Here is a 20,322-nt window from a genome sequence, read left to right on the forward strand (position 1 = left end):
CCTCATCGGCCTTGACGGCTTCGAGTTCATCCAGCGCAAGATGGACAAAGGCTTCGGCGAGGGCAATTTCTCGGCCCTGTTTGAAAGCATCGAACGCGATCAGTTGCGGCGTGGGGCCTTGAACGTGGCGGAGCTGGCGTGACAACGTCAACCCCCGCACTCAAGCGCATCCATCCTGCGGCCTATCGTTGCAATGAGCCGAAGCTGTGCGACACCATCCGCAGCGGGATGGAAGACGAAGCCGGACGTCACATTTTCGGTGCCATCAATCAGAAAGTCGGGATAGCATGATCAAGCGGCTTGCGGATCAGGAGCGCGTGGAAGCCTTGGCCGCGCTCCGTGGCTGGACCCATGAGCCGGGGCGTGATGCGCTGGTCCAGACATTCAACTTCCCGGATTTCGTGACTGCCTTTGCGTTCATGACGGCCGTCGCGCTCGAAGCTGAAAAGGCAGACCACCATCCAGAATGGTCCAATGTTTATGGACGCGTTTCGATATTGCTCACAACGCACGATGCGAATGGGTTGTCTGAGCGGGACACGAAACTAGCAGCCAAGATTTCGGTTCTCGCAGCCGCCCTCACGTGAGGGTCAAGCGCCCCCAGCAAGCGTGAACGACCAGCAGATCGTCGCGCGGTCCATTTCCTTGCGCTGGCTTGCCTCGCACAAGGAAGAGCGTCCCGCCGCCATCTCCGCAAAAGCGGTCGGCCATTGATCCGAAGCGACGCGGCTCATTGCCGCCGCCATCCGGCTCGCCTGACCGCATCCGGGCGTGATCGGCTGATAGCCCTGATGGCGCAGGGCCAACTGCGCGCGATAGCCGTGTTCGCGCATGATCCCGTTCGCGAGCAACTGATCCGCATGACGCGAGACGCCCCATAGCGAGACCGGCTTGCCGGCCAAAATCCTCCGGAGCAGCCTGACCCGGTCCTGCTCCAGCGGGATCGCCTCCAAGCCCAGTTCGCGGGCGCGGCTGGCAAACTGGCTGCCTGCGGCAAGCGTCGGGTCGTAAAGCGCGATCCTGGCGGCGGTCGCCGCATGGACGCGGCAGGCGCCCAGAAGCGGGACTGCGGCCGCGGCGGCCATGAACGTGCGTCGGCTAAGGTCGGTCATCGCCCACCCCGCGCCTTTGGAGTGGTGAGGTAAGCCGCGATCTGCTTGATATCCGCGTCGCTGACTTCGCCTCTGGGGATGGGGGGCATGTTGCCGATGCCCGTCCGCGCCGCCTGGATCACGTAGTCGACCGTCAGGTCGTTCCGCTCTTCAAGCAGCGGGCGATCGGTGCGGCGCGCAAGCAGGCCGGTGCCCATCCCGCCCTTGCCATGGCACATCCCGCAGTATTGCACATAGAGCCGCTCACCGCCTTTCGCGTTTGGCCGGGCGGAAAGCGTCAGCGGTGGTGGCGGCGAGGGCGGGCCCGGGCGCGCTGCGGGAGCCGCAGCCGCTGCCGGATCCTTTTGCTCTGCCGGCTGCGCAGGCGCGGCGGACAGCACGGCGAGCAGGGCGAGGAGGCCGCCGCGCGTAACAGTGGCGAGGCCGTTCATCAGCGATCCCCCGATTGGCCTGCGGCAGTTCCTATCCCGCTCTTGCCCGGCGCGATGATGCCGAAGGGGTCCAGAGCGGCCTTGACCTTGGCGTTCAGCTTGCCAAGGGCGCCGCCGTTGAAATCATAGGTCGATGCGACAAGGTCCATATAGTCCAGGTGCGTGCGGTATTCCCCGTAACCATGCGCCTTCGCATCCGCCACCAGCGTGCGGATGAATGGATCGACGCGGCGCATCATGTCCGGATCGTCCTTGTCCAGCAGGATGGCGTTGACGTTGATCAGGTGGCGTTCGCCGAACGCAAAGCTTGCCTGATAATCCATGCCGAATTCCTGGTAGCGCTGGTAAGTCCTGCGGAATTGCTCCATCGCCGCGCTGCCCGATTGCGGCAGTACCGGCGAGAAGCCGATATGCCCGCCCAGGCCACCGTGCCAGTTCGCGTTCTGCATCGGGAAGGTGAGCGGCGTACCGGTCCAGCCGGTCATTTCCAGCGGATCGCCGCGTTTCCAGCTCGTGCGCTTCATGCTGAGCGGCTTGAGCTTGTTCATCTCGCTTTCGAGGATGGCATAGGCTTCGCGGTTGATCGTCTCGCGTCCGTAGAGGCGCAGGCTGACGCCCCACCAGCCCATCTGGAATTTCTTGCGGATCGCGGCGATCACCGTGTCGGAGAGCGCGCCTTTCTGGTCCGTCCATTCCGCGCGCGTGGTCAGGATGGCGGCGGCCCTCAACCAGTTGCCGATCGTGGGCGATTGCTGCAGCACGCCCTCCCGCCGGAGCGGCGCGATGGCATCGATCAGCGGCCCCAGATCTTCCGGCCGGTCGAATTCGAGGTCCATGCCCATGAGCGATTCGGGTTCCGGCATGAGCCACAGGCCGGCCTTGGTGACGATACCCAGGTTGGACTGGACGAACATCTGGTCCCACGCCGGACCGAAACCGAAGCGATAGAGCTGCCAGGTGGGCGAGCCGGTGAGCGCGCCCATGCCGGTGCGCACCAGCGTGCCGTCGGCAAGCACCACTTCCATCCCGCACAGCTTGGTCGTGTGTTCGCCATAGGGCGTGTAGCCGACCCCGCGATCCAGCGCGTTGCCGATGACCGAGCCCCAGCTGTTTCCGGGCGTCGAAAGCCAGTGCTTGAGCCCACGCGCCTTCAGGAAATCATACAGATCGTAGAAGCCGACACCCGGCTCCAGCAGCACGGTGCCGTTTTCCTCGTCGTATTCGATCTTCTTCATGCGGGACAGATCGAGGATGACCGAACCTTCCAGCACCGGTGCGGAGCCGCCGTAGCCGAGGTTCTTGCCCCGGCTGATCGGCCAGAGCGGAATCCTGTGCTCGGCCGCGACGCGGACGATCGCCTGGATCTGCTCCACAGTGTCCGGGGCGATCGCGCCTGCGGGGCGGTGCCGGCTGTCATCGACCGCGAACGCGTCGGAATAGGAATCCTGGTCTTCGGCATCGAAGAACAGGTTTTGCGCGCCGACGATGGCGGCGAAGCTGCGGCGCGCGGCGGCCAGTCGTTCCGGGGGAATGCTGTAGGACGAAAGTGGCATGGTTTGATCCGGTCTTTGCTCCGCTTTCCGACGCATGGGCCGGGCGCCCATCCTTCATGGCGGCGTGGTCGGGAAGAAGAGAGAAAGGTTCTGGCGGTTGTCTCTTTATGCTTTGCCTCGGGATAATGCTGCGCCAGGATTTGCGCAGCATCGCTAGCTTTATCGCTACGTCGCGAGCCGGCGCTGATTGGGATCGAGCTTGAGCATCTCGGCGCTTTTCAATGCAGGATCCCAGTGCTCCACAATCTTGCCGTCCTCGATGCGGAAAAGATCGAACCAGCTGGTGTGGTAAGGAGCGTCGTCGGCATCCCGTTCCGGACGGACGAACGTGAACTGGACCATGTCGCGTTCGGCCACGATCGCGATCAGGGGCAGACGGATCGCCGGCTCGATCTCGCGCTCAGGCCGGGACGAACGGATGAAGGCCGCGAGCGCGTCGCGGCCGCTGACGACGTTGGGGTTGTGCTGGATGTAGTCCGGCCCGATAAAATCGCTGACGCGGTCCGCGCGGCCCGCCTGCAGCACGATGCGGTACATGTCATAGCACAGCCGCTTGTTGCGCTCGATATCGGGATCGGTGCTGCGCAGCATCGCTTCGTGGTCCGCCGCGATGACCGGCGTGGTCTGCCCCGCAACCGGCTCTGCCGCCGCGATCAGTTCCGTCCTGCCGCTCAAGATGGCTGCTCCTCGTTCCAGGGGCGCGGCCATTTGCGGGTATCGTCCCAATGTTCGACGATCAGACCGTCCTCCAGACGGAACATGTCGAAGGCGTGGCCCAGATAGGTTTCGCCGGGGCGCGTGGGATCGGGCTGCTCCTGCTCCCAGATGGCGACCACATAGTCGCCCTGCGCCACCGTCCGCAGCAGTTCCTTGCGCGCGGGCGGCGTGAACCCTTCGGGCAGGTTCCGGATGATCTTGACCAGGTGCAGAATGTGCTCGCGGCCGGACGGCATGTTCACATTGTGCTGGATGTAGTCCGGGTGGATATATTTGAAGACGGCCTCGTCCTGGCCTTCATAGATCACGCCCTTCCACATCGCGATCACGATTTCGGCGTTGCGCTCTTCCAGCGTGCGTTGGTCGGTCATGCCAGCCTCACGTCAGCGCGTAGTAACGCAGGACGTTGCCCGAGACGAGGCGTTCGCCCACGCCCACGAACACGTGCTTGGTCAGCCAGTCGTGCTTGCCGACCGGAGTCTCGAAACTCGGCTGCCCGCGCAGGTAATATTCCTCGTGTTCCACGGGTTGGCCGCCACGGAAGGCCCAGTCGCGGATGCGTTCCATCGTGTCGGGCTTGCGGCCCCACAAAAAGCCCTTGTTGTTGAGGAGAATGAGCGTTCCGTCCTCTTCTTCGAGCATGTACCGCGCATCGAACACGGCGACATCGTCCGGCCGGAAATAGGCATAGTCGCCTCCCGAACCCGGCACGGCCTTGCCGCGAAGCCGCGGTCCCTCGAACGTTCCGCTTTCCACGTAAACGGCCCCCCGGTTGCCACCCCAGGGCGTGTTGTTGATCATCTGCACGCGCGGAAAGGAAAGGCGCACTTCCATCACGAATTCCAGCCGGGGGTTTTCCAGCGTGGAGAAGGGCGGGGAGAAGGCGTCAGTCATGAACCTTTCCTCCGGCCGGAACGGCAAGGCCGGTGGCGGCGTTGCCTGGGTGGAGCGCCGGTTTTGTATTTGCGAACAGGGATTTACCCGGGCACGGTGACGGGAAAACCATAGGTGGGGCGCTCCTCTCTTCCTTTAATCGTTCGACGGTAATCGTAACGATCGTTAGATATTCTTGCAAGTGTGGATATGGCGGGCGCCGGCCGATTGCATTCGCCGACCACAGTCTGGAATGCGCGCGATCGATGGCTTTGCGCGCGCTGCCTGCAGTATTCCTGGCGTTGTGCCGATGCCGGTTTCCCTTCGATCATGGGTCTTGACGAAGGCGAGCGCAGCGCCACAGTGAGTCGCTATGTCAAATCCATCCGATCCGTCTGAACCGCCACAGGCGTTACAATCCGACTTGAGCCCGGAAGCGGAAATGCTTCACAACATTCTCAAGCTCGCGAACCGTCTGATGGCTCCGTTTTCGACTTTCCTTGCTCACGAGCATCGGATCAGCCTGAACGAATTCCGGGTGCTGATGCAGATCGGCTTCTATCGATCCGCCGCGAGCCACGAGCTTGTCGAACTGACCGGCGTCAATCCCATGAGCATTTCGCGGGCTGTCGCCACGCTCGAAAAGAACGGTCGTGTCGTGACGGTGACCGATCCGGCGAATCGGCGGCGAAAGCGGCTGACGCTGACGGCGGAGGGCGAGCGGCTGTTCCGTGCGATGCGCCCGGCGACAAACCTTGTCGCGGAGTTCCTGCTTTCCCGGTTGAAGCCCCACGAACGGGCGACGCTCGATCATATTCTGCGCACGCTGATCGCCACGCTGGAAGCGAAGGATGAGCAGGGCCGGTCCCTGTTTCTGGAGAATACCCGGCTGGACCATCAGCCCGAGGAGTGAACCCGGCCAATGGCGATGGCTTGACGCATCGCCATTGAGGGACGGGGGTGGTGTGGCCGGGTGGGCACTCCAGCGCGTGAGTCCCGGTAGGGCGTTCGCTGCTTAACCCATGCCGCGGCCGCTGGCCGTGGTGGCGGGAACGGGCTGCGCCACATCCCAGTGCTCTACGATGAGCCCGTCCGCGAATCGGAAGATGTTCATCAGCGCATGCCCGGGATCTTCCGGCCCCTGGCGGCCAATCAGATGGACGAATCCATAATCGCCATCCACCAGGATGCGGCGGACGTCCATGCTGACCGTCGGCCGTGCGAGCAGTCCTTCGAGGTGTGCGATCGCGGCTTCCCGCCCGTCGGTGACGGCGGGGTTGTGCTGCATATAGTCAGGATGAACGTAACGTTCGAAGGCTTCGCGCACCTTCATTTCATCGTAGTAAAGCCGTACGAAATCCAGAAGGAGCGCGCGATTCCGCGCGGTGCGGGCGGCGTATTCCGGGCTTTGGGATTCAGTAATTCCGGCGGTTCTCGGCGGCATGGCGTGTTCTCTCCCTAGGGTTCCGGCACTTGGCGTGATTCACAAGTGCCAACGATGCGATCAGAAATCTGGCACGTGCTCGATTGACCAATCGTAACGATCGTTATATCAATCTCGAACTGGCTTCAAACCACTTTCAAAGTGGAGGGCAAGGAGAGGGTGTGATGAGAGCGACACAGGTTCCTATCGGGCGCTTTTCTGAACGGTGCCGTTCGTTTCGCGCAAAATGCAGGGCGGCCGATGGCCGCGTGTCGCGTGATTTCGCAGGCGCCGGGGGCGCCTGACGGCCAGCGCGTTTCGGATTGACCGGGGCTTGCGGCCGCACCGCCGCCAGCCATCCGGCGAACAATCATCATGTGATATATGGGGAGGTAACATGAAAACTGAACTTTTGCGGGCGTGCGCCAGTGCCATGGTCATCGCCGCTGCTATTTCTGTTTCAAGTCAGGCATTTGCCGCAGCGGACGAAGCTTCTTCGCCGCAGGCTGACGAAGCAGAAGCAACGTCCGGCGACATCGTCGTCACCGCCCAGCGGCGCACGGAGCGCCTGCGGGACGTGCCGATTTCCGTGTCTGTGGTGGGTGGCGAGCAGCTGGCGCGGGATAACCTGACCAACCTGTCCGCGGTCGCCGATCGTCTGGCCAACGTCCGGATCACGCCCGGGCCGTTCGACCAGCTCAACATTCGCGGTATCGGTTCGTCCAACAATACCGGTTTCGAACAATCGGTGGCGACCTTCGTCGACGGCGTTTACCGCTCGCGTCCCCGCGCCATCCGCGCCGCGCTGTTCGATGTCGAGCGGGTGGAAGTGCTCAAGGGGCCGCAGACGACCTTCTTCGGCAACAACGCGATCGCCGGCGCGCTCAACATCACGACCCGCAAGCCGGGGAGGGAACTGGCCGCCAACGGATCGGCGCTGTATGGCAGCTATGGCGAATACAACGTCGAAGCCGGTGTGACGGTGCCGGTGGGCGACATGTTCAGCGTGCGTGCTGCCGGCCGCCTGTCCGGCATGGACGGTTATGTGAAGAATGCCTTCACGCGCAAAGACGCTCCGCACGAACGCAACCGTGTCGGCCGCATTTCGCTGGCCTTCACGCCTTCGTCCAACTTCCGGTCGGACTTGCGCTACGACACCGGCAAGACGACTTCGGACGATTTCCTGCCGTTCGAGCTGGAAAGCTGCCCGCCGCCCGCGCCGTTCCCGGTGGGTGGAAGCTGCGCGAACTACATTGCGGCGAACGGAACGGCCGTCGACGACAAGCTCAACTGGCGGAATTCCAGCCGTCCCGGCAAGCTCGACTACGCGTTCAATGAAGTGGGCTGGACCAACGCGTTGAGCATGGGTGACTATACGCTCACGTCGATCACGGGTTTCTTCAACCACAATACCGAATATCTGCAGCAGCTTATTCCGTCGCCCGTGCCCGGCATCGGTGGCGGCAGCCTGCTGCCGGTGTTCCAGCGCGAAACGTTCCGCCAGTGGTCGCAGGAAATCCGCCTTGCATCGCCGACGGGTGGCTTCTTCGAGTGGCAGCTGGGCGGCTACTATTCGAGCAGCAAGATGCGCAACAATGGCGTGACCGGCTTCTTCTTCGCGCCGTTTGGTGCTTCGGCCCCGCCGTACACCGCGCAGACGCCGGTTGCCGGGCGCCTGACCGTGCATGAAGACGCGACCACCAAGTCGGTGTTCGGTGCGGCCACGATCCGGCCGATCGACCGGGTCAAGCTGAACCTCGGCCTGCGCTATTCCGTGGTGGAGAAGGACGGTTTCCGCTTCCTGCGCAACGGCACGGCGGACCCGAACTACCCGACCCCGGAAAACTTCGTGGCGGCGAGCCAGCAGGTCAGCGACACGCTCAACACGATCCTGGGTTCGAACAACCAGAACTTTGCCAACCCGCACCGCAAGGATGACAAGCTCATGCCGTCGGTGAGCTTGCAGTTCGAAGCGACGCCGGATGTCACCGCCTATGCCAGCTACACCAAGGGCTTCAAGGCCGGCGGCTACAGCGGCGGTTCGGCCGGTGGCGATTTCGGTCCGGAAACGGTCAATGCCTATGAAGTCGGCATCAAGGGCAATCTGTTTGATCGCCGCGTTACCTTCTCGCTGAGCGCGTTCCGGGGCGATTATTCCGGCTTGCAGGAATCGGTTTCGGAAACCCTGCCCAGCGGGACCGTGCGCGTCAGCGTTGCCAACGCGGCGTCCGCCCGTTCGCAAGGTGTCGAGCTTTCGGCCAGCTGGCACGTGACGAGTTGGCTGACCGCCAGCACGGACCTTGCCTATCTGGACGCGATCTATCGCAACTATAATGGCGCGCCGTGCTCGTCGATCCAGACGCTGCTGGGGGCTTCGGCCGGCTGTGTTGGCCGGCGGCAGGACCTTTCGGGCAAGCGGCGCGGCTTTGCCCCGGAATGGACCGGCAATTTCCGCCTCGACGCGACGATCCCTGCGGGCGACATGAACGTGCGGGTATCGCCGCTGCTCTATTTCAGCTCGTGGTACTTCCAGTCGTCGACGGCGGACGATCTGATCCGGCAGAAGGGTTACGCGAAGGTCGACCTGCGCGTCGGCGTGGGGCCGAAGGACGATCGGTGGAGCCTGGCGGTCATCGGCCAGAACCTGACCAACAAGGCCACGGCCGGCTTCCGGCAGACGGTCAGCGGTGCCAACGGATCGGTTTCAGCCCTGGCTGAACGTCCTCGCACGGTCGCGGTTCAGCTCACCGCGCGGTACTGAGGGGGCATTGCTGAAAAGTGGCGGCGGGGCTTTGGCCCCGCCGCGCTGCGTCGCGCATGAGGTGCTGCCCATGAAGTTCTACCCGATCCTGGCGCTGCTTGCCTGTGCCGCAGCGCCGTCAAGCCGGGCGCAGTCCATCCAGGCAGAGGATGCGCAAGCCGCGTTGCTGGCCAGCCCGGATCCTGTGCTCGCGTCCAACAAGAAGCTTGTTTACGACATGTATCGCGAAGTCCTGCTTGGCGGGCGCGCGGATCTGGTCGACCGCTATTTCACCGTGGAATACCTGCAGCATAACCCGAACGTCGCATCGGGGCGTGATGCGCTGGCGCGTTTCATCCGGGGGTCACGGCCCGAGCGCCCCGTGAAGCCGACGATCACTCTGCCGCTGATCACGATGATCGCCGAGCGGGATTTTGTTCTGGTCGTCACCCAGCGCCCGATGCGCGATGACAAGGACGAAGGGTACGTGACGAGCTGGTTCGATCTCTTCCGGATTGCCGGCGGGAAAATCGCCGAACATTGGGACCCGGCGCTAAAATCGTCCGCCATGCTGAAATTTGATCCCAACAGCGTGTCTGACGCGCTATCAAGGATCGAATCCGAGAAGGCCGGAGCGAGGGAACCGGCACGGCCCTAACCCCGTCGGGACCACTAAGCCTGAATGGGCATCGTCCTGCCCACGCTTTGGTTCCGTTGCGGCACCAACTGGAGAGCGAATATGAAGCACGAATTCAAACTGCTGATCGACGGCCAATCCAGGGACGGGGTAACGACCTTCGACGTCGTCAACCCCGCGACCGGCGAGACTTTCGCGCAATGCCCGAAGGCCGATGCAGCCCAGCTTGAGGAAGCGGTCGCGGCTGCCAGGCGCGCTTTCCCAGCCTGGGCCGCGACGCCCGTTGAAGCGCGCGCCGCGCTGGTCGTGGCGCTGGCCGAAGCGCTTGAGGCGCGGGCAGCCGAGTTCGCCAGCCTGCTGACGAGCGAGCAGGGCAAGCCGCTCGACCAGGCGATGTACGAGATCATGGGCAGCGTGTTCACGTTGCGCGCCTTCGCGGCCATGCGGGTCGAACCGAAAGTTCTGCGGGAAGAAGGCGGGAACAGCGTTGTCGAACACCGCACGCCGCTGGGCGTGGTGGGCGCGATCACGCCTTGGAATTTCCCGGTGATCCTGCTGATGAACAAGCTCGGGCCGGCGCTGGTGACGGGCAACTGCGTAGTGGCGAAGCCCGCGCCCACGACGCCGCTGACCACGCTTCTGTTCGGTGAACTGGCCAAGGACATCCTGCCGGCCGGCGTGTTCAACGTGCTGTGCGACCAGAACGAGCTGGGCCCCCTGCTGACCGGGCATCCCGATATTGCCAAGATCGCTTTCACCGGTTCCACCGCGACCGGCAAGAAGGTGATGGCGGCCGCTGCTGACAGCGTGAAGCGCGTCACGCTGGAACTCGGTGGCAACGATGCCGCGATCGTGCTGGATGACGTCAATCCGCAGGCCGTGGCGCGCAAGGTCTATCAGGGCGCGATGGCCAACGCCGGGCAGATCTGCGTGGCGATCAAGCGGGCCTATGTGCCGTCTTCCATGTACGACGAGTTCTGCGACGAACTGGCGAAGCTGGCCAACGAAGCCGTGGTCGATGACGGATCGAAGCAGGGCGCCACGATCGGACCGGTCCAGAACAGGATGCAGTTCGAAAAAGTGGTGTCGTTGCTGGACAGCGCCCGTGCCGAGGGCACCGTGCTTGCCGGCGGCGCGCCGCTGGACCGGCCGGGCTATTTCATCCCTCCCACGATCGTCCGCGATCTGGGCGACGATGCCGCGCTGGTGCGCGAGGAACAGTTCGGCCCGGTGCTGCCGGTGCTGCAATACGATGATATCGAAGACGTGATCGCCCGCGCCAACGACAGCGACTATGGCCTTGGCGGCACCGTATGGGGCAGGGACGTCGCCCGCGCGACGGAAGTGGCCAAGCGCATCGACACGGGCACGGTGTGGGTGAACCAGCACCTTGCGATCGATGCCAACATCCCGTTCCGTGGATCGAAGCAATCGGGCATCGGCGGCGAACTCGGCGAAGCCGGGCTGCTCGAATATACGCAGGCGCACATCATCAACGCCGTGCCGCTGGAAGATTGAAGACCCGGCCCGTCCTGTCCGGTAACGCGAGGACGGGCCATTCTTCCGTGAATGCAGATGAGGGCGGGTGACTTGGGTCGTCCGCCCTCGCTGCGTTTGATCAGAGGCCCGCAGGCGCGGCATCCAGCAGGATGGACTTGGTTTCCAGATAGGGCTGGAGCCCTTCCACGCCGCCTTCGCGCCCGATCCCCGATTGCTTGAAGCCGCCAAACGGCATCCCGAATTCCAGGCGCATGCCGTTCTGGCCGATGCCGCCGGTCCGCATCTGCCGCGCGATGCGATAGGCCGCATCGGCATCATGGGTCAGGACCGAGCCGTTCAGGCCGTAGCTGCTTTCGTTGGCGATGCGGATCGCATCTTCCTCGTCTTCCGCCGGGATCAAGGCGAGGACCGGGCCGAAGATCTCTTCCTGCGCGATGCGGCTGCGGTTGTCGACGTTCGCAAACAGCGTCGGTTCGATGAAGTAGCCCTTGTTGAAGCTGGAGGGACGGCCGCCGCCCGTCACGAGATCGGCGCTCTCGCGGCCCAGCGCGATATATTCCTCCACCCGGTCGAGCTGGCGCTTCATGGCGAGCGGGCCAAGCTGCGTATCGGGCGCGTCGCTGTGCCCGATCTTGATGCCCTGCATCACGCGCGCGATGGCATCGGCCAGTTCGTCATGGCGCTTCCGGGGTACGATCGCGCGGCTCAGCATGGCGCAGACCTGGCCCGACATCACGGTGATCGTGTTGCCCAAGATCGCGGCGGCAACCTCGATCGGGAAGTCATCGCGCACGATGGCCGCCGACTTGCCGCCGAGCTCGAGCGTGCAGCGCGCGACACGGCTGGCGCAAACCTGGCCGATGCGCTTGCCGGCGGCGGTGGAGCCGGTGAAGCTGACCTTGTCCACGTCCGGATTGTTGACGAGATGGTCGGACGCTTCGCGATCGCCACACACGAGGTTGAGGACGCCCGCCGGCAGCCCGGCGGCTTCCGCGGCTTCCGCCATGATATAGGCTTCGAGCGGCGTTTCCGGCGACGGTTTCATAACGACCGTGCAACCCGCGACGAGGGCGTAGGCCACCTTGCTCGACATCGTGCTGAACGGTGCGTTCCACGGCGCGATGCACGCGGTGACACCCACGGGCTCGCGGACGACGATCGCGGTGTCGACTTGCGAACTCGGCCGCCGTTCGACGAACGGGTAGCTTTCGCCGAGCGAGGCTATGAAATCGAGCGTCGCCACGCCCCCGCCGTGCATGATCGGGGCGAAGCTGGCCAAGCCACCGACCTGCGCCGTCCACGCGGCCGAGAGTTCGCCCACGCGCTCGCCCAGAATCGCGGCCCAGCGGCGGACAAACGCGCCGCGTTCGGCAGGAGTCAGACCGGTCCAACCGCCGTTGTCGAACGCACGCCGGGCGGCGGCCACGGCGGTGTCCATGTCTTCGTTGGAGGCTTCCGCCACGCGCGCGATAACCTCCTCGCTGTTGGGCGAGGTGATTTCGATCGCGCCGCCCCGTGCCGGACGAACCCATAGTCCGTCGATGAAAAGCTTGTCGGGGTGCGTTATCCGGATGCCATCAGGGGTCATTTCTCATTCTCTCCTGCCTCTCGATAAAGTCATCGAGGTTCTTGCAATAATCATAACGAACGTTACGATGAGGCGCAACGAGATTGTCGCCCAAGCGACCAGCAGGAGAGTTCGGATGTCTGATGAAATCGCAGCGCTGCGCGAGTCGATTGATGCCTTGAGGGACGAGGTTGGCGCGCTGAAGCGGAAGGCCTCGATCGCGGAATCCCATCTGGCGATCTGCAATCTGCAGGCGGCCTACGGCTATTATGTCGACAAGGGGCTGTGGGACGAGGCGGCCGACATGTTCGCGCCGGACGGCACGCTCGAAATCGCGGGCCGCGGCGTCTATACAGGGCAGGACCGGGTGCGGCAGTATCTTCACGCGCTGCCGCGTTACGAACGCGGCGTCCTGTTCAACCATATGCAGTTGCAGCCGGTGATTCACATCGATTCCGACGGCCAGCGGGCGCAGGGCCGGTGGCGCGCGTTCATCCTCATCGCCTGGCTGGGCGGAGAGGCTCGCTGGGGCGAAGCGGTTTACGAAAACGGCTATCGCCTGATCGATGGCGTCTGGCGCATCCAGTCGTTGCACGCCTTCATCACGTTCTACTGCGAATTCGATCGCGGCCCCAACCACGGCGGCGTGCCCATGGTGCGCAACATCGATGGCCTTCAACCGGATCGCCCGGCGACCCACGATTACGAAGCGTTCCCGGAGGTTTTCGTCCCGCCCTTCCACTATGCCAATCCGGTGAGTGGCAAGGCATGGTAAGCGCTGTGCCTTTCATCCACGAACGGGCGGCGCTCTATGCCGTCATGGACCAGTTCATGGAGGCGATCGTCGCGCGCGATCCGGGCCGGCTGCGCTGGGCCGACGATGTGCGCTCCACGGAAAACAACGTTGCCCTGATGATCGGCGACGGCCTTTGGGGAACCGCCACGGGGCGGGGCGACTACGATCTGCGGTTCGCCGACGTCCGTACCGGGCACGTCGGCCTGTTCACGACCGTGATCGAAACGGTCGAGGAATCGGCCATCACGTTCCGGCTGGGGGTGGACCCGTCCGGCGCGATCAACGAGGTGGAAGTGCTGGTCGTGCGCGACAGCGACGAAGCGCTGAAGTTTCCCAACCCAAGGTTCGAGCGCAAGCCCATCATGGAAGCCTTCGTACCGGAGGCGGAACGGATGAGCCGGGAGCGGTTGCTGACCATCGCCGATGGCTATTTCAACACGCTTGAACAGAACGACGGGCAGATTTTCACGCGCTTTCATCCCGATTGCAACCGCGTGGAAAACGGTGTGCAGACCACCAACAACCCCGATTTCATCCTGCCGATAGCGGGCCTCCCCTGCGAGGAGCAATTCAAGCTCGGCTGGTATCGCTATGACGATCGCCTGCGTGGGCGGCGCTATCCGCTGATCGACGAGGAGCGAGGGCTGGTGATGGCCTATGGCTTTATCGACCATTGCGGCCGGCTGGCGGAATACACGCTGACCAATGGCGAGCATGTCTCGTCGCTGATCCGGCGTCCGCACACGTTCTATCTCGCCGAACTGTTCAAGATCGAGGACGGCGCGCTGCGCCAGATCGAGGCGAACTTCATCACGGTTCCCTACCACATGCCTTCGCCCTGGGATCGGCCGTGAGCGCACGGCTGGCGAACACGGTCGCCTTCGTGACTGGCGGAGGGCGTGGGCTGGGTGCCGGCATCGCCACCGCGCTGGCGGACGCTGGCGCGGCGGTGACCGTGGCGGCGCGTACGATGGCGCAGGTCGAGGAAACGGTCGCGTCCATCGGCGCTACCGGGGGGCGGGCCTTGGCGGTCCGCTGCGACGTCACAGATCGCGAGAGTGTGGCCGCCGCCTATGCGGAGGCGAAGGCCGCTTTTGGCGTGCCCAACCTGCTGGTCAACAATGCCGGCGTGCAGGGGCCGCTTGGCCCCGCCGGGTTGGTCGATACGCAGGCCTGGTGGGATACGCAGAGCGTTCACGTGCTGGGCGCGCTGTTGTGCATCTCGGCCGCCTTGCCCGACATGATCGCGAACGGCGGCGGACGGATACTGAACATCGCTTCGCAGGCCGGTACGTTCGTGGCGCCGTTCGCCTCGGCCTATGCCGTGGCGAAGGCCAGCCTCATTCGCCTGACCGAGCATATCGATGTCGAACAGCAGGATGCCGGCGTCCGGGCGTTCGCGATTCAGCCGGGCACGATCATGACGGCGATGGCGGAAGAAACGCTGCGCTCTGAGCAGGCGCGCGCCTTCGCGAAGCCGCTGGTCTCCTTGCTGGAAGCGACGACCGAAGAGGAAAGCGCGGAAGGCATGGCGCGGCTGCACCTGTTCGCCGTGGCATTGGCCGCTGGCGAACACGATGCGCTGGCAGGGCGCTACGTGGATATCGAAAAGGATATCCCCGGCAACGTTACGGGGAATTGATGATCGTGAAATCGGAAACACCTTCCGCCGGGGCGCGGGCATTCCTGCCGCTGCTCCTGTGCGCGCTCGTCATGTGCATCGATGGCTATGACCTTTATGCCTTGCCACTGGTCGTGCCTCATTTGTCGGCTCAACTGGGCGTGCCGCCGCAGTCGTTCGGCGTGGCGCTGTCGGCGGTGTTGCTCGGGCTGGGGCTGGGCGCCGTGCTGATCGCGCCAATCGGCGATCGCGTGGGGCGCAGGCCTGTCATTCTTACCGCGTCCGCCCTGATGGCGTTCACATCGCTGGGGACGGCGGCCGGGGGGACGGTCACGGGATTCGCGCTCTGGCGTCTGGCGACGGGATTGTCGCTGGGGGCATGCCTTCCCAACGTCACGGCGCTCGTGGCCGAATTGGCGCCGCCCGGCAAAAGCGCGCGGACGTTGACCGTCGTCTCCATGGGCATTTCGGCCGGCGGCATCGTGGCGGGACTGCTTGCCCCGCCGCTCATCGCTGCGGGGGGGTGGCAGGCCTTGTTCATGGCGGGCGGCGCGGCGACGCTTGCCCTGCTGGGCGTGCTGGCCTGGCAATTGCCGGAATCGCCCACGTTCAGAAACCGCGCGCAGCAACCGCGTGAGAAGAAGAGCTCCATCGCGTTCGTTCAGCTGCTGAGCCCGCCGCTGCTCTTTTCGACGGTCCTGTTCGCCGGTCTTTATGCGGTGAATGCGCTGGTGTTGTATTACGTGACGAGCTGGGTGCCCACGATCCTGCCGCTTGCGGGATTCAGCATGGATACCGCATCGCGCTTCCTTTCCCTGATCCAGTTCGGCGGCCTGACGATCGGGTTGGGGCTTTCCCTGCTGCTCGATCGCGGCTGGGCGGTTCCGGCGATCGTCGGGACCTACTCGAGCGCGGTCGTGGCGCTGCTGCTGCTGGGCGTGGTCGCGCCCGGGCTGTGGAGCTGGGGCGTCCTGCTGCTGGTCGCGGGGGGTGGCATCTCGGCCGCGCACCTTGTCGTCATGGCGGTGGCGGTCGGCTTCTTTCCGCCGCACTTGCGCTCCTCCGCCATCGGCATCGCGGTTGCCGTCGCGCGGCTTGGCGCGATCGGCGGGCCGATGCTGGGAGGCCTTGTTATCGGAGCTGGTGCAAGCACGTCGCTGTTTTTCGTGCTGGCCGTGGCGCCGGCCTGTCTGTGCATCGTCGGGGCACTGCTGATCTCCCGCGCCCTGCGCATCGCGAAAGCGATGACCGAAGCGGACGCCTTCGCTTAGCGGAATCGCGCGCGCGCCCGGAAACAAGAAGCGCCCGGCGGGAACGTTCCGCCGGGCGCTTTTTGTTTCGTCCGGGGAAAGGGGAAACGCAACCGCGCTTCCCCTTTCGCTTCAGGCTGCCTGCGCGTGGGCCTGTGCCTCAGCGAGCCGCTCGCTCGAAACCCAGGCGCCGTGGACCTGCGCGCGCAAGGGAACAGGAACCGTTACCCGGGCGACCGGTCCGGCTGCGATGTTGCCCGCGTCCACAATCCAAAGCTCGGATGTGAAGCGATTGGGTTCGACCTGGCGATCAACCACCGCCAGCAGCCAGCCTTCGTGATCGCCCTGTGACGAGGGGACATGCACCGGCTCGCTGATGGCCATGCCGAACTCCAGCGGCATCATGTCCAGCCGGCCGTTGCCGGGTTCCACGCGCAGCATCGCGTTGAACGCGGCGCCGACCGGACCGCCGGGGAGCGGTGGGCCGCCTTGTGGATTGATGGTCAGATACCATGCCGCGCGATAGGCGCGGCCCTGATCGGCATCGCGCAGCCGCGGCATGTCGCCCGGCGGGCCGATAAGGCGCGATTCGAAGCCTTCGTCCTCGCTGGCGAGATCGAAGGTCCAGCGGGTCAACCCGCCACCCAGCTCGTTCTGTGCGCGGTGAACGCCGCCGGCCTCGCGCATGAAGGCGAACGCGTTGGTGTCGGACAGGCAGATGTCGAGGTGGACCTTGTCGCCGTCATCGTAGGCATTTACGAAATGGAACGCGGAAACGCCCTTCGGCCCCTTGAACCAGCGCATTTCCTCGACTTTGCCATAGCGCGGCATGATGCCGACCCAGCTTTCCAGGTCCTGCTGGTGTGCCCAGTGCGGGCCGCCGGCCTTGACGCGGTCGAGGTCCGTCGTGGTCGGAAAGATCGGGAAGACGGCGTATTTCTCGGTGATCGTGAAGTCATGGATCGTCGAACAATAGGGTTGCTGGAACCACTGCTCGGACACCAGGTTGCCTTCCTTGTCGGCGATGCAATAGGCCACGTCCGCCGTGCACAGGCCGCCGGCCTCGTAGCCGAAGAAGAACATCTCCCCCGTTTCGGCATCGACGCGGGGATGCGCGGTGAAGGTCTTGGATTTCAGCGCGCCGTGATAGTCCCAGCGCCCGACCGTTGCGAGCGTTTCGGGATCGATCTCGTAGGCAAGGCCGTCCTCCTTGGTCATGAACAGGCGGCCGGCATGCCAGACGGGCGTGGTGTTCGACACCGTGCCCTCGACCCCCTGGACTTCCGCGTCGTCGGTAAACGGGTTGCGATATTTGCCAAACAAGGCGCGCCCCGCGGCCTTCTCGGCCTTGTAGCGCGCGGTTTCGACGTAGCGGATCGCGAAATTCACCTTGCCGTCGCGGATGGCGAATTTGGAGACCATGCCATCGCCCGAAAGGACGATCTCGTCCTCGAACTTGGGCGGGTAGGCCGGGTCGGGCACGGCCCGGAAAAAGGCGCCGTCGATTTCCCGCGGGATCTCGCCGATCACGTCCAGATCGTGCGCCGACCATTCCAGGCGGACCGGGGTGTTCAGGCCAGTGAAGTGAATTGTCTCGGGGAAACTCGCCATGGGCTTGATCCTCTCATGCAGGGGAATGCTGTTTCAGGTGTTGCGCCGCAGGGTTTTGAGGACATGGTCGGCGCCCTTGTCGCCCACCATGATCGCGGTGGCGTTGGTGTTGCCAGCGGGCAGGGACGGAAAGATCGACGCGTCCGCGACCCACAGCCCGCTTACGCCGATGACTTGCAGGTCCGGGTCCACCACCGCCATCGGATCCGTGGCGGCGCCGATCTTGGCGGTGCCCACCGGGTGGAACATCGGGATGGCCGCCGCCCGGACGTAGCTCCGCAACTCTTCCTTGCCGGTGAGGGCGGGGCCTGGGCGCAGCTCTTCGGTGATGAACGGCGCGATCGGCGTTTGCGCCAGGATGTTCCTGGCCATGGCAATGCCTTCGACGATCTGGTCGACATCGTCCTCGGTCGAAAGCTGCTGGTGATGGATCACCGGCGGCGCCATGGGATCGGCGGACTTCAGCGTGATCCGTCCGCGATAGCTGGGGCGCATCAGCCCGACCAGCGTCGAGACCGATGCGTTTTTCCGCAGCATGAGCCTGCCTTGGTCGTCGAAGTCGAACGCGAAGGCGGCGAAGGACAACTGGAGATTGGGGGCCGGCAGGCCAGGGCGGCTCTTCACGAACGCCTGGGCGTGGCCGATGGACGTGCTGAGCGCACCCTGCCGCGATAGCGCGTAGCGGAACACGGACAGCGCGCCACGCAGTCCTCGCGCATCGTCGTTCAAGGTATGCGCGCTCACCGCGTTGACGATGTGCGTGCCCACGTGATCTTGCAGGTTGCGGCCCACGCCCTCGCGGTTGCACACCAGCGGCACGCCGACTTCGGCAAGATGGCCGGCCGGGCCGACGCCGGACAACATCAGCAGCCGCGGCGTGTTCATGGCGCCGGCACTCAGGACAACGCCGTGCCGGGCGAGCAGCTTCTTTTCCTCGCCGTCCTGAAGATAGGCAATACCCACGGCGCGCCCATGTTCGATCAGGACGCGAAGAACCTGCGCGCCCAGTAATGTCCGCGGCGGGGTCGATCCCTTGAACTCATGAAGATAACCGCGCGCCGACGAACAGCGCGTTCCGTCCCGCTGCGACACTTGCACGTAGTCGACGCCTTCGGCCTTTTCGCCGTTCAGGTCGCGCCTTTCGATGCCTGTCTGCTCGGCGGCGGCGATCCATGCATCGGTAATGGGATAGCGCGCGCGCCCTTCGGAGACCGCGATGGGGCCGCCCGTCCCGCGCCAGGCATCCGCGCCGCGCTCGTTGTCCTCCATGCGCCGGAAGTAGGGCAGGACGGACTCGTAGTCCCAGCCGGCGGCGCCAAGCGCGCGCCAGTTATCGTAGTCCCACCGGTGTCCGCGGATGAACATCATCCCGTTCAATGCGCTGCCGCCGCCCAGCAGCTTGCCTGCCGGCCAGATGTCCGCGCGGCCGCCCAGGGATTCGTCGGGTTCGACCTGGTAGCACCAGTCGAACGCGGGGTTCTGGACAATCGAGCTGGTCAGGGCCGGGATACGGGAGCGGAAATGTTGATCGGACACACCCGCTTCAACGAGCGTTACATTCAATCCGGCCGAGGCAAGGCGGCCGGTCATTGCCGCGCCGGCCGATCCGCCGCCAATCACGATTATATCGGTTTCGCTCACGCGCTGCGTCTTTCTGTATCGGTTTGCTGGAATTTCTCGAATAGAGGCGTAGCGCGGAGCAACTTTTTCACGCCACATACGGCTGCTTTCGCCGACGATGCCGTGCATCCCGTGCGGCTTCGCACCTTGGAACTCCTTTGCGATTTCAGGCTACCTCTTGCATTTAAAAATAACGATCGTTACTGTTGTGTCAACAGAATGGAGAGGAATACGATGGCTCTTTCGGTTGAGGATCGCTTCGCACTGGAGGACCTGCTGGCTGCCTATGCGTGGGCTCTGGATACAGGGGATGTCGAAGGCCTGGTGGCCTGCTTCACGCCCGACGCCCGCATGGTCGAAGAGGTTTTCGAGGAGCCCGACATCTGGGAAGGCCATGACGGCATTCGCGGAATCGCCGAGCACTACCGCAACGCCGAAGGCTTTCCCGGCCGCCAGCACCATGTGTCGCAGGTGCAGTACATGCCGCAGGAAGACGGCACGGTGAAAATGCGATCGTTCGCGTTCGTGACCGAGTGCGCCGGCGATACGCCGTTCGACCTGCGCTTTGTGGGCTATTACGAGGATCACGCGATGAAGGGCGAAGACGGCCGCTGGCGTTTGCACCGCCGCGTGGCCCGGTTGTGGGACGGCGAAATCCTCAAGAATTTCCCGGGCCGTGGGCAGTGGACGCCACGCAAGCGTCCCGCTTCGCTGATTATAAAGCGGTGAGCCGGGATGCCGGCTTCACGCACCGGTTCATGTGATGCTGTTGAGCCGAAGCAAGACCGCGGGATAGCCCGCAACCGGCTCCGTCTCAGCGGAGCGGTGTTGCATGACGGCTGGGCTCTGCCGGCTTCCTGGTAACGGGCGG

Annotated in this window: 21 protein-coding genes and 1 pseudogene; 12 read left to right on the top strand and 10 right to left on the bottom strand. The window is 64.3% G+C overall.

What is annotated here, in order from left to right:
• Nucleotides 1-4: 4 nt before the first annotated feature.
• From EH199_RS15885 to EH199_RS15890, 3 genes and pseudogenes are all read left to right on the top strand, one after another.
• Nucleotides 5-142 (top strand): annotated as a pseudogene (locus EH199_RS15885) (4-hydroxyphenylpyruvate dioxygenase); the annotation flags it as partial.
• A complete protein-coding gene (locus EH199_RS24440; protein WP_190287295.1) occupies nt 139-291 on the top strand; it encodes a hypothetical protein in 153 nt (50 codons plus the stop codon). The pseudogene EH199_RS15885 and the gene EH199_RS24440, both read left to right, overlap by 4 nt.
• The gene (locus tag EH199_RS15890) at nt 288-587 is read left to right on the top strand and encodes a 4a-hydroxytetrahydrobiopterin dehydratase (RefSeq protein ID WP_124810244.1); all 300 of its coding nucleotides are present in this window, start codon (nt 288-290) and stop codon (nt 585-587) included. Before EH199_RS24440 ends, EH199_RS15890 begins: the two co-directional genes overlap by 4 nt.
• 3 nt (nt 588-590) lie before the next feature.
• Here EH199_RS15890 and EH199_RS15895 read toward each other — a convergent pair whose 3' ends face one another.
• From EH199_RS15895 to EH199_RS15920, 6 genes are all read right to left on the bottom strand, one after another.
• On the bottom strand, nt 591-1,085 hold the full coding sequence (locus EH199_RS15895) for a hypothetical protein (protein ID WP_124810245.1): 495 nt from the start codon (nt 1,083-1,085) through the stop codon (nt 591-593).
• Nucleotides 1,086-1,108: 23 nt separating this feature from the next.
• On the bottom strand, nt 1,109-1,543 hold the full coding sequence (locus EH199_RS15900) for a cytochrome c (RefSeq protein ID WP_124810246.1): 435 nt from the start codon (nt 1,541-1,543) through the stop codon (nt 1,109-1,111).
• Entirely contained in the window at nt 1,543-3,096 is a 1,554-nt protein-coding gene (locus EH199_RS15905; RefSeq protein ID WP_124810247.1) for an FAD-binding oxidoreductase, read from the bottom strand. The genes EH199_RS15900 and EH199_RS15905 overlap by 1 nt, the downstream gene beginning before the upstream one ends.
• 165 nt (nt 3,097-3,261) lie before the next feature.
• Complete coding sequence (locus tag EH199_RS15910; RefSeq protein WP_223806711.1) at nt 3,262-3,771, bottom strand: nuclear transport factor 2 family protein; 510 nt, start codon at nt 3,769-3,771, stop codon at nt 3,262-3,264.
• Nucleotides 3,768-4,184 (bottom strand): nuclear transport factor 2 family protein, encoded by a 417-nt coding sequence (locus EH199_RS15915; protein ID WP_124810249.1) that lies wholly within the window; start codon nt 4,182-4,184, stop codon nt 3,768-3,770. Before EH199_RS15915 ends, EH199_RS15910 begins: the two co-directional genes overlap by 4 nt.
• Before the next feature lie 7 nt (nt 4,185-4,191).
• Nucleotides 4,192-4,707, bottom strand: a complete 516-nt coding sequence (locus EH199_RS15920; protein WP_124810250.1) for a DUF3237 domain-containing protein — start codon at nt 4,705-4,707, stop codon at nt 4,192-4,194.
• 421 nt (nt 4,708-5,128) lie between these two features.
• Here EH199_RS15920 and EH199_RS15925 point away from each other — a divergent pair, with 421 nt between their 5' ends.
• A complete protein-coding gene (locus EH199_RS15925) occupies nt 5,129-5,599 on the top strand; it encodes a MarR family winged helix-turn-helix transcriptional regulator (RefSeq protein WP_124810251.1) in 471 nt (156 codons plus the stop codon).
• A gap of 102 nt (nt 5,600-5,701) precedes the next feature.
• On the opposite strand, the gene EH199_RS15930 is transcribed toward EH199_RS15925, so the two are convergent.
• Nucleotides 5,702-6,130: a nuclear transport factor 2 family protein gene (locus tag EH199_RS15930; RefSeq protein ID WP_124810252.1), complete on the bottom strand. Its 429-nt coding sequence runs from the start codon at nt 6,128-6,130 to the stop codon at nt 5,702-5,704.
• Between the two features lie 376 nt (nt 6,131-6,506).
• Here EH199_RS15930 and EH199_RS15935 point away from each other — a divergent pair, with 376 nt between their 5' ends.
• From EH199_RS15935 to EH199_RS15945, 3 genes are all read left to right on the top strand, one after another.
• Entirely contained in the window at nt 6,507-8,870 is a 2,364-nt protein-coding gene (locus EH199_RS15935; protein ID WP_124810253.1) for a TonB-dependent receptor, read from the top strand.
• A gap of 31 nt (nt 8,871-8,901) precedes the next feature.
• On the top strand, nt 8,902-9,507 hold the full coding sequence (locus tag EH199_RS15940; RefSeq protein ID WP_223806712.1) for a nuclear transport factor 2 family protein: 606 nt from the start codon (nt 8,902-8,904) through the stop codon (nt 9,505-9,507).
• A gap of 81 nt (nt 9,508-9,588) precedes the next feature.
• The gene (locus EH199_RS15945; protein WP_124810254.1) at nt 9,589-11,004 is read left to right on the top strand and encodes an aldehyde dehydrogenase family protein; all 1,416 of its coding nucleotides are present in this window, start codon (nt 9,589-9,591) and stop codon (nt 11,002-11,004) included.
• Nucleotides 11,005-11,104: 100 nt separating this feature from the next.
• Here the strand turns inward: EH199_RS15945 and EH199_RS15950 are convergent, their stop codons facing one another.
• Entirely contained in the window at nt 11,105-12,574 is a 1,470-nt protein-coding gene (locus EH199_RS15950; RefSeq protein ID WP_124810255.1) for an aldehyde dehydrogenase, read from the bottom strand.
• A gap of 115 nt (nt 12,575-12,689) precedes the next feature.
• On the opposite strand from EH199_RS15950, the gene EH199_RS15955 reads away from it, so the two are divergent.
• Genes EH199_RS15955 through EH199_RS15970 form a run of 4 tightly spaced genes read left to right on the top strand, consistent with a single transcriptional unit; the run spans nt 12,690 to nt 16,241 of the window.
• Nucleotides 12,690-13,328 (top strand): nuclear transport factor 2 family protein, encoded by a 639-nt coding sequence (locus EH199_RS15955; protein ID WP_124810256.1) that lies wholly within the window; start codon nt 12,690-12,692, stop codon nt 13,326-13,328.
• Between the two features lie 5 nt (nt 13,329-13,333).
• A complete protein-coding gene (locus EH199_RS15960) occupies nt 13,334-14,203 on the top strand; it encodes a hypothetical protein (protein WP_223806713.1) in 870 nt (289 codons plus the stop codon).
• Nucleotides 14,200-14,991 (top strand): SDR family NAD(P)-dependent oxidoreductase, encoded by a 792-nt coding sequence (locus EH199_RS15965; RefSeq protein ID WP_190287296.1) that lies wholly within the window; start codon nt 14,200-14,202, stop codon nt 14,989-14,991. The genes EH199_RS15960 and EH199_RS15965 overlap by 4 nt, the downstream gene beginning before the upstream one ends.
• Nucleotides 14,991-16,241, top strand: coding sequence for an MFS transporter (locus tag EH199_RS15970; RefSeq protein ID WP_124810259.1), 1,251 nt, complete (start codon nt 14,991-14,993; stop codon nt 16,239-16,241). Before EH199_RS15965 ends, EH199_RS15970 begins: the two co-directional genes overlap by 1 nt.
• 111 nt (nt 16,242-16,352) lie before the next feature.
• On the opposite strand, the gene EH199_RS15975 is transcribed toward EH199_RS15970, so the two are convergent.
• Together EH199_RS15975 and EH199_RS15980 are read right to left on the bottom strand one after the other, a co-directional pair.
• The gene (locus EH199_RS15975) at nt 16,353-17,831 is read right to left on the bottom strand and encodes a carotenoid oxygenase family protein (protein WP_124810260.1); all 1,479 of its coding nucleotides are present in this window, start codon (nt 17,829-17,831) and stop codon (nt 16,353-16,355) included.
• A 33-nt stretch (nt 17,832-17,864) separates the two neighbouring features.
• Nucleotides 17,865-19,580, bottom strand: coding sequence for a GMC family oxidoreductase (locus EH199_RS15980; RefSeq protein ID WP_223806714.1), 1,716 nt, complete (start codon nt 19,578-19,580; stop codon nt 17,865-17,867).
• 105 nt (nt 19,581-19,685) lie between these two features.
• On the opposite strand from EH199_RS15980, the gene EH199_RS15985 reads away from it, so the two are divergent.
• Entirely contained in the window at nt 19,686-20,180 is a 495-nt protein-coding gene (locus tag EH199_RS15985; protein WP_124810261.1) for a nuclear transport factor 2 family protein, read from the top strand.
• The last annotated feature ends 142 nt before the right edge of the window (nt 20,181-20,322 follow it).

The sequence above is a fragment of the Novosphingobium sp. LASN5T genome (assembly GCF_003856955.1).
Taxonomy (GTDB): domain Bacteria; phylum Pseudomonadota; class Alphaproteobacteria; order Sphingomonadales; family Sphingomonadaceae; genus Novosphingobium.

Bases quoted from the DNA above. Each gene is read 5' to 3' on its own strand.
- EH199_RS15890 (WP_124810244.1), top strand. From the start codon at position 288: ATGATCAAGCGGCTTGCGGATCAGGAGCGCGTGGAAGCCTTGGCCGCG.
- EH199_RS15895 (WP_124810245.1), bottom strand. From the start codon at position 1,085: ATGGCCGCCGCGGCCGCAGTCCCGCTTCTGGGCGCCTGCCGCGTCCAT.
- EH199_RS15900 (WP_124810246.1), bottom strand. From the start codon at position 1,543: ATGAACGGCCTCGCCACTGTTACGCGCGGCGGCCTCCTCGCCCTGCTC.
- EH199_RS15905 (WP_124810247.1), bottom strand. From the start codon at position 3,096: ATGCCACTTTCGTCCTACAGCATTCCCCCGGAACGACTGGCCGCCGCG.
- EH199_RS15915 (WP_124810249.1), bottom strand. From the start codon at position 4,184: ATGACCGACCAACGCACGCTGGAAGAGCGCAACGCCGAAATCGTGATC.
- EH199_RS15920 (WP_124810250.1), bottom strand. From the start codon at position 4,707: ATGACTGACGCCTTCTCCCCGCCCTTCTCCACGCTGGAAAACCCCCGG.
- EH199_RS15925 (WP_124810251.1), top strand. From the start codon at position 5,129: ATGCTTCACAACATTCTCAAGCTCGCGAACCGTCTGATGGCTCCGTTT.
- EH199_RS15930 (WP_124810252.1), bottom strand. From the start codon at position 6,130: ATGCCGCCGAGAACCGCCGGAATTACTGAATCCCAAAGCCCGGAATAC.
- EH199_RS15935 (WP_124810253.1), top strand. From the start codon at position 6,507: ATGAAAACTGAACTTTTGCGGGCGTGCGCCAGTGCCATGGTCATCGCC.
- EH199_RS15945 (WP_124810254.1), top strand. From the start codon at position 9,589: ATGAAGCACGAATTCAAACTGCTGATCGACGGCCAATCCAGGGACGGG.
- EH199_RS15950 (WP_124810255.1), bottom strand. From the start codon at position 12,574: ATGACCCCTGATGGCATCCGGATAACGCACCCCGACAAGCTTTTCATC.
- EH199_RS15955 (WP_124810256.1), top strand. From the start codon at position 12,690: ATGTCTGATGAAATCGCAGCGCTGCGCGAGTCGATTGATGCCTTGAGG.
- EH199_RS15970 (WP_124810259.1), top strand. From the start codon at position 14,991: ATGATCGTGAAATCGGAAACACCTTCCGCCGGGGCGCGGGCATTCCTG.
- EH199_RS15975 (WP_124810260.1), bottom strand. From the start codon at position 17,831: ATGGCGAGTTTCCCCGAGACAATTCACTTCACTGGCCTGAACACCCCG.
- EH199_RS15980 (WP_223806714.1), bottom strand. From the start codon at position 19,580: ATGCACGGCATCGTCGGCGAAAGCAGCCGTATGTGGCGTGAAAAAGTT.
- EH199_RS15985 (WP_124810261.1), top strand. From the start codon at position 19,686: ATGGCTCTTTCGGTTGAGGATCGCTTCGCACTGGAGGACCTGCTGGCT.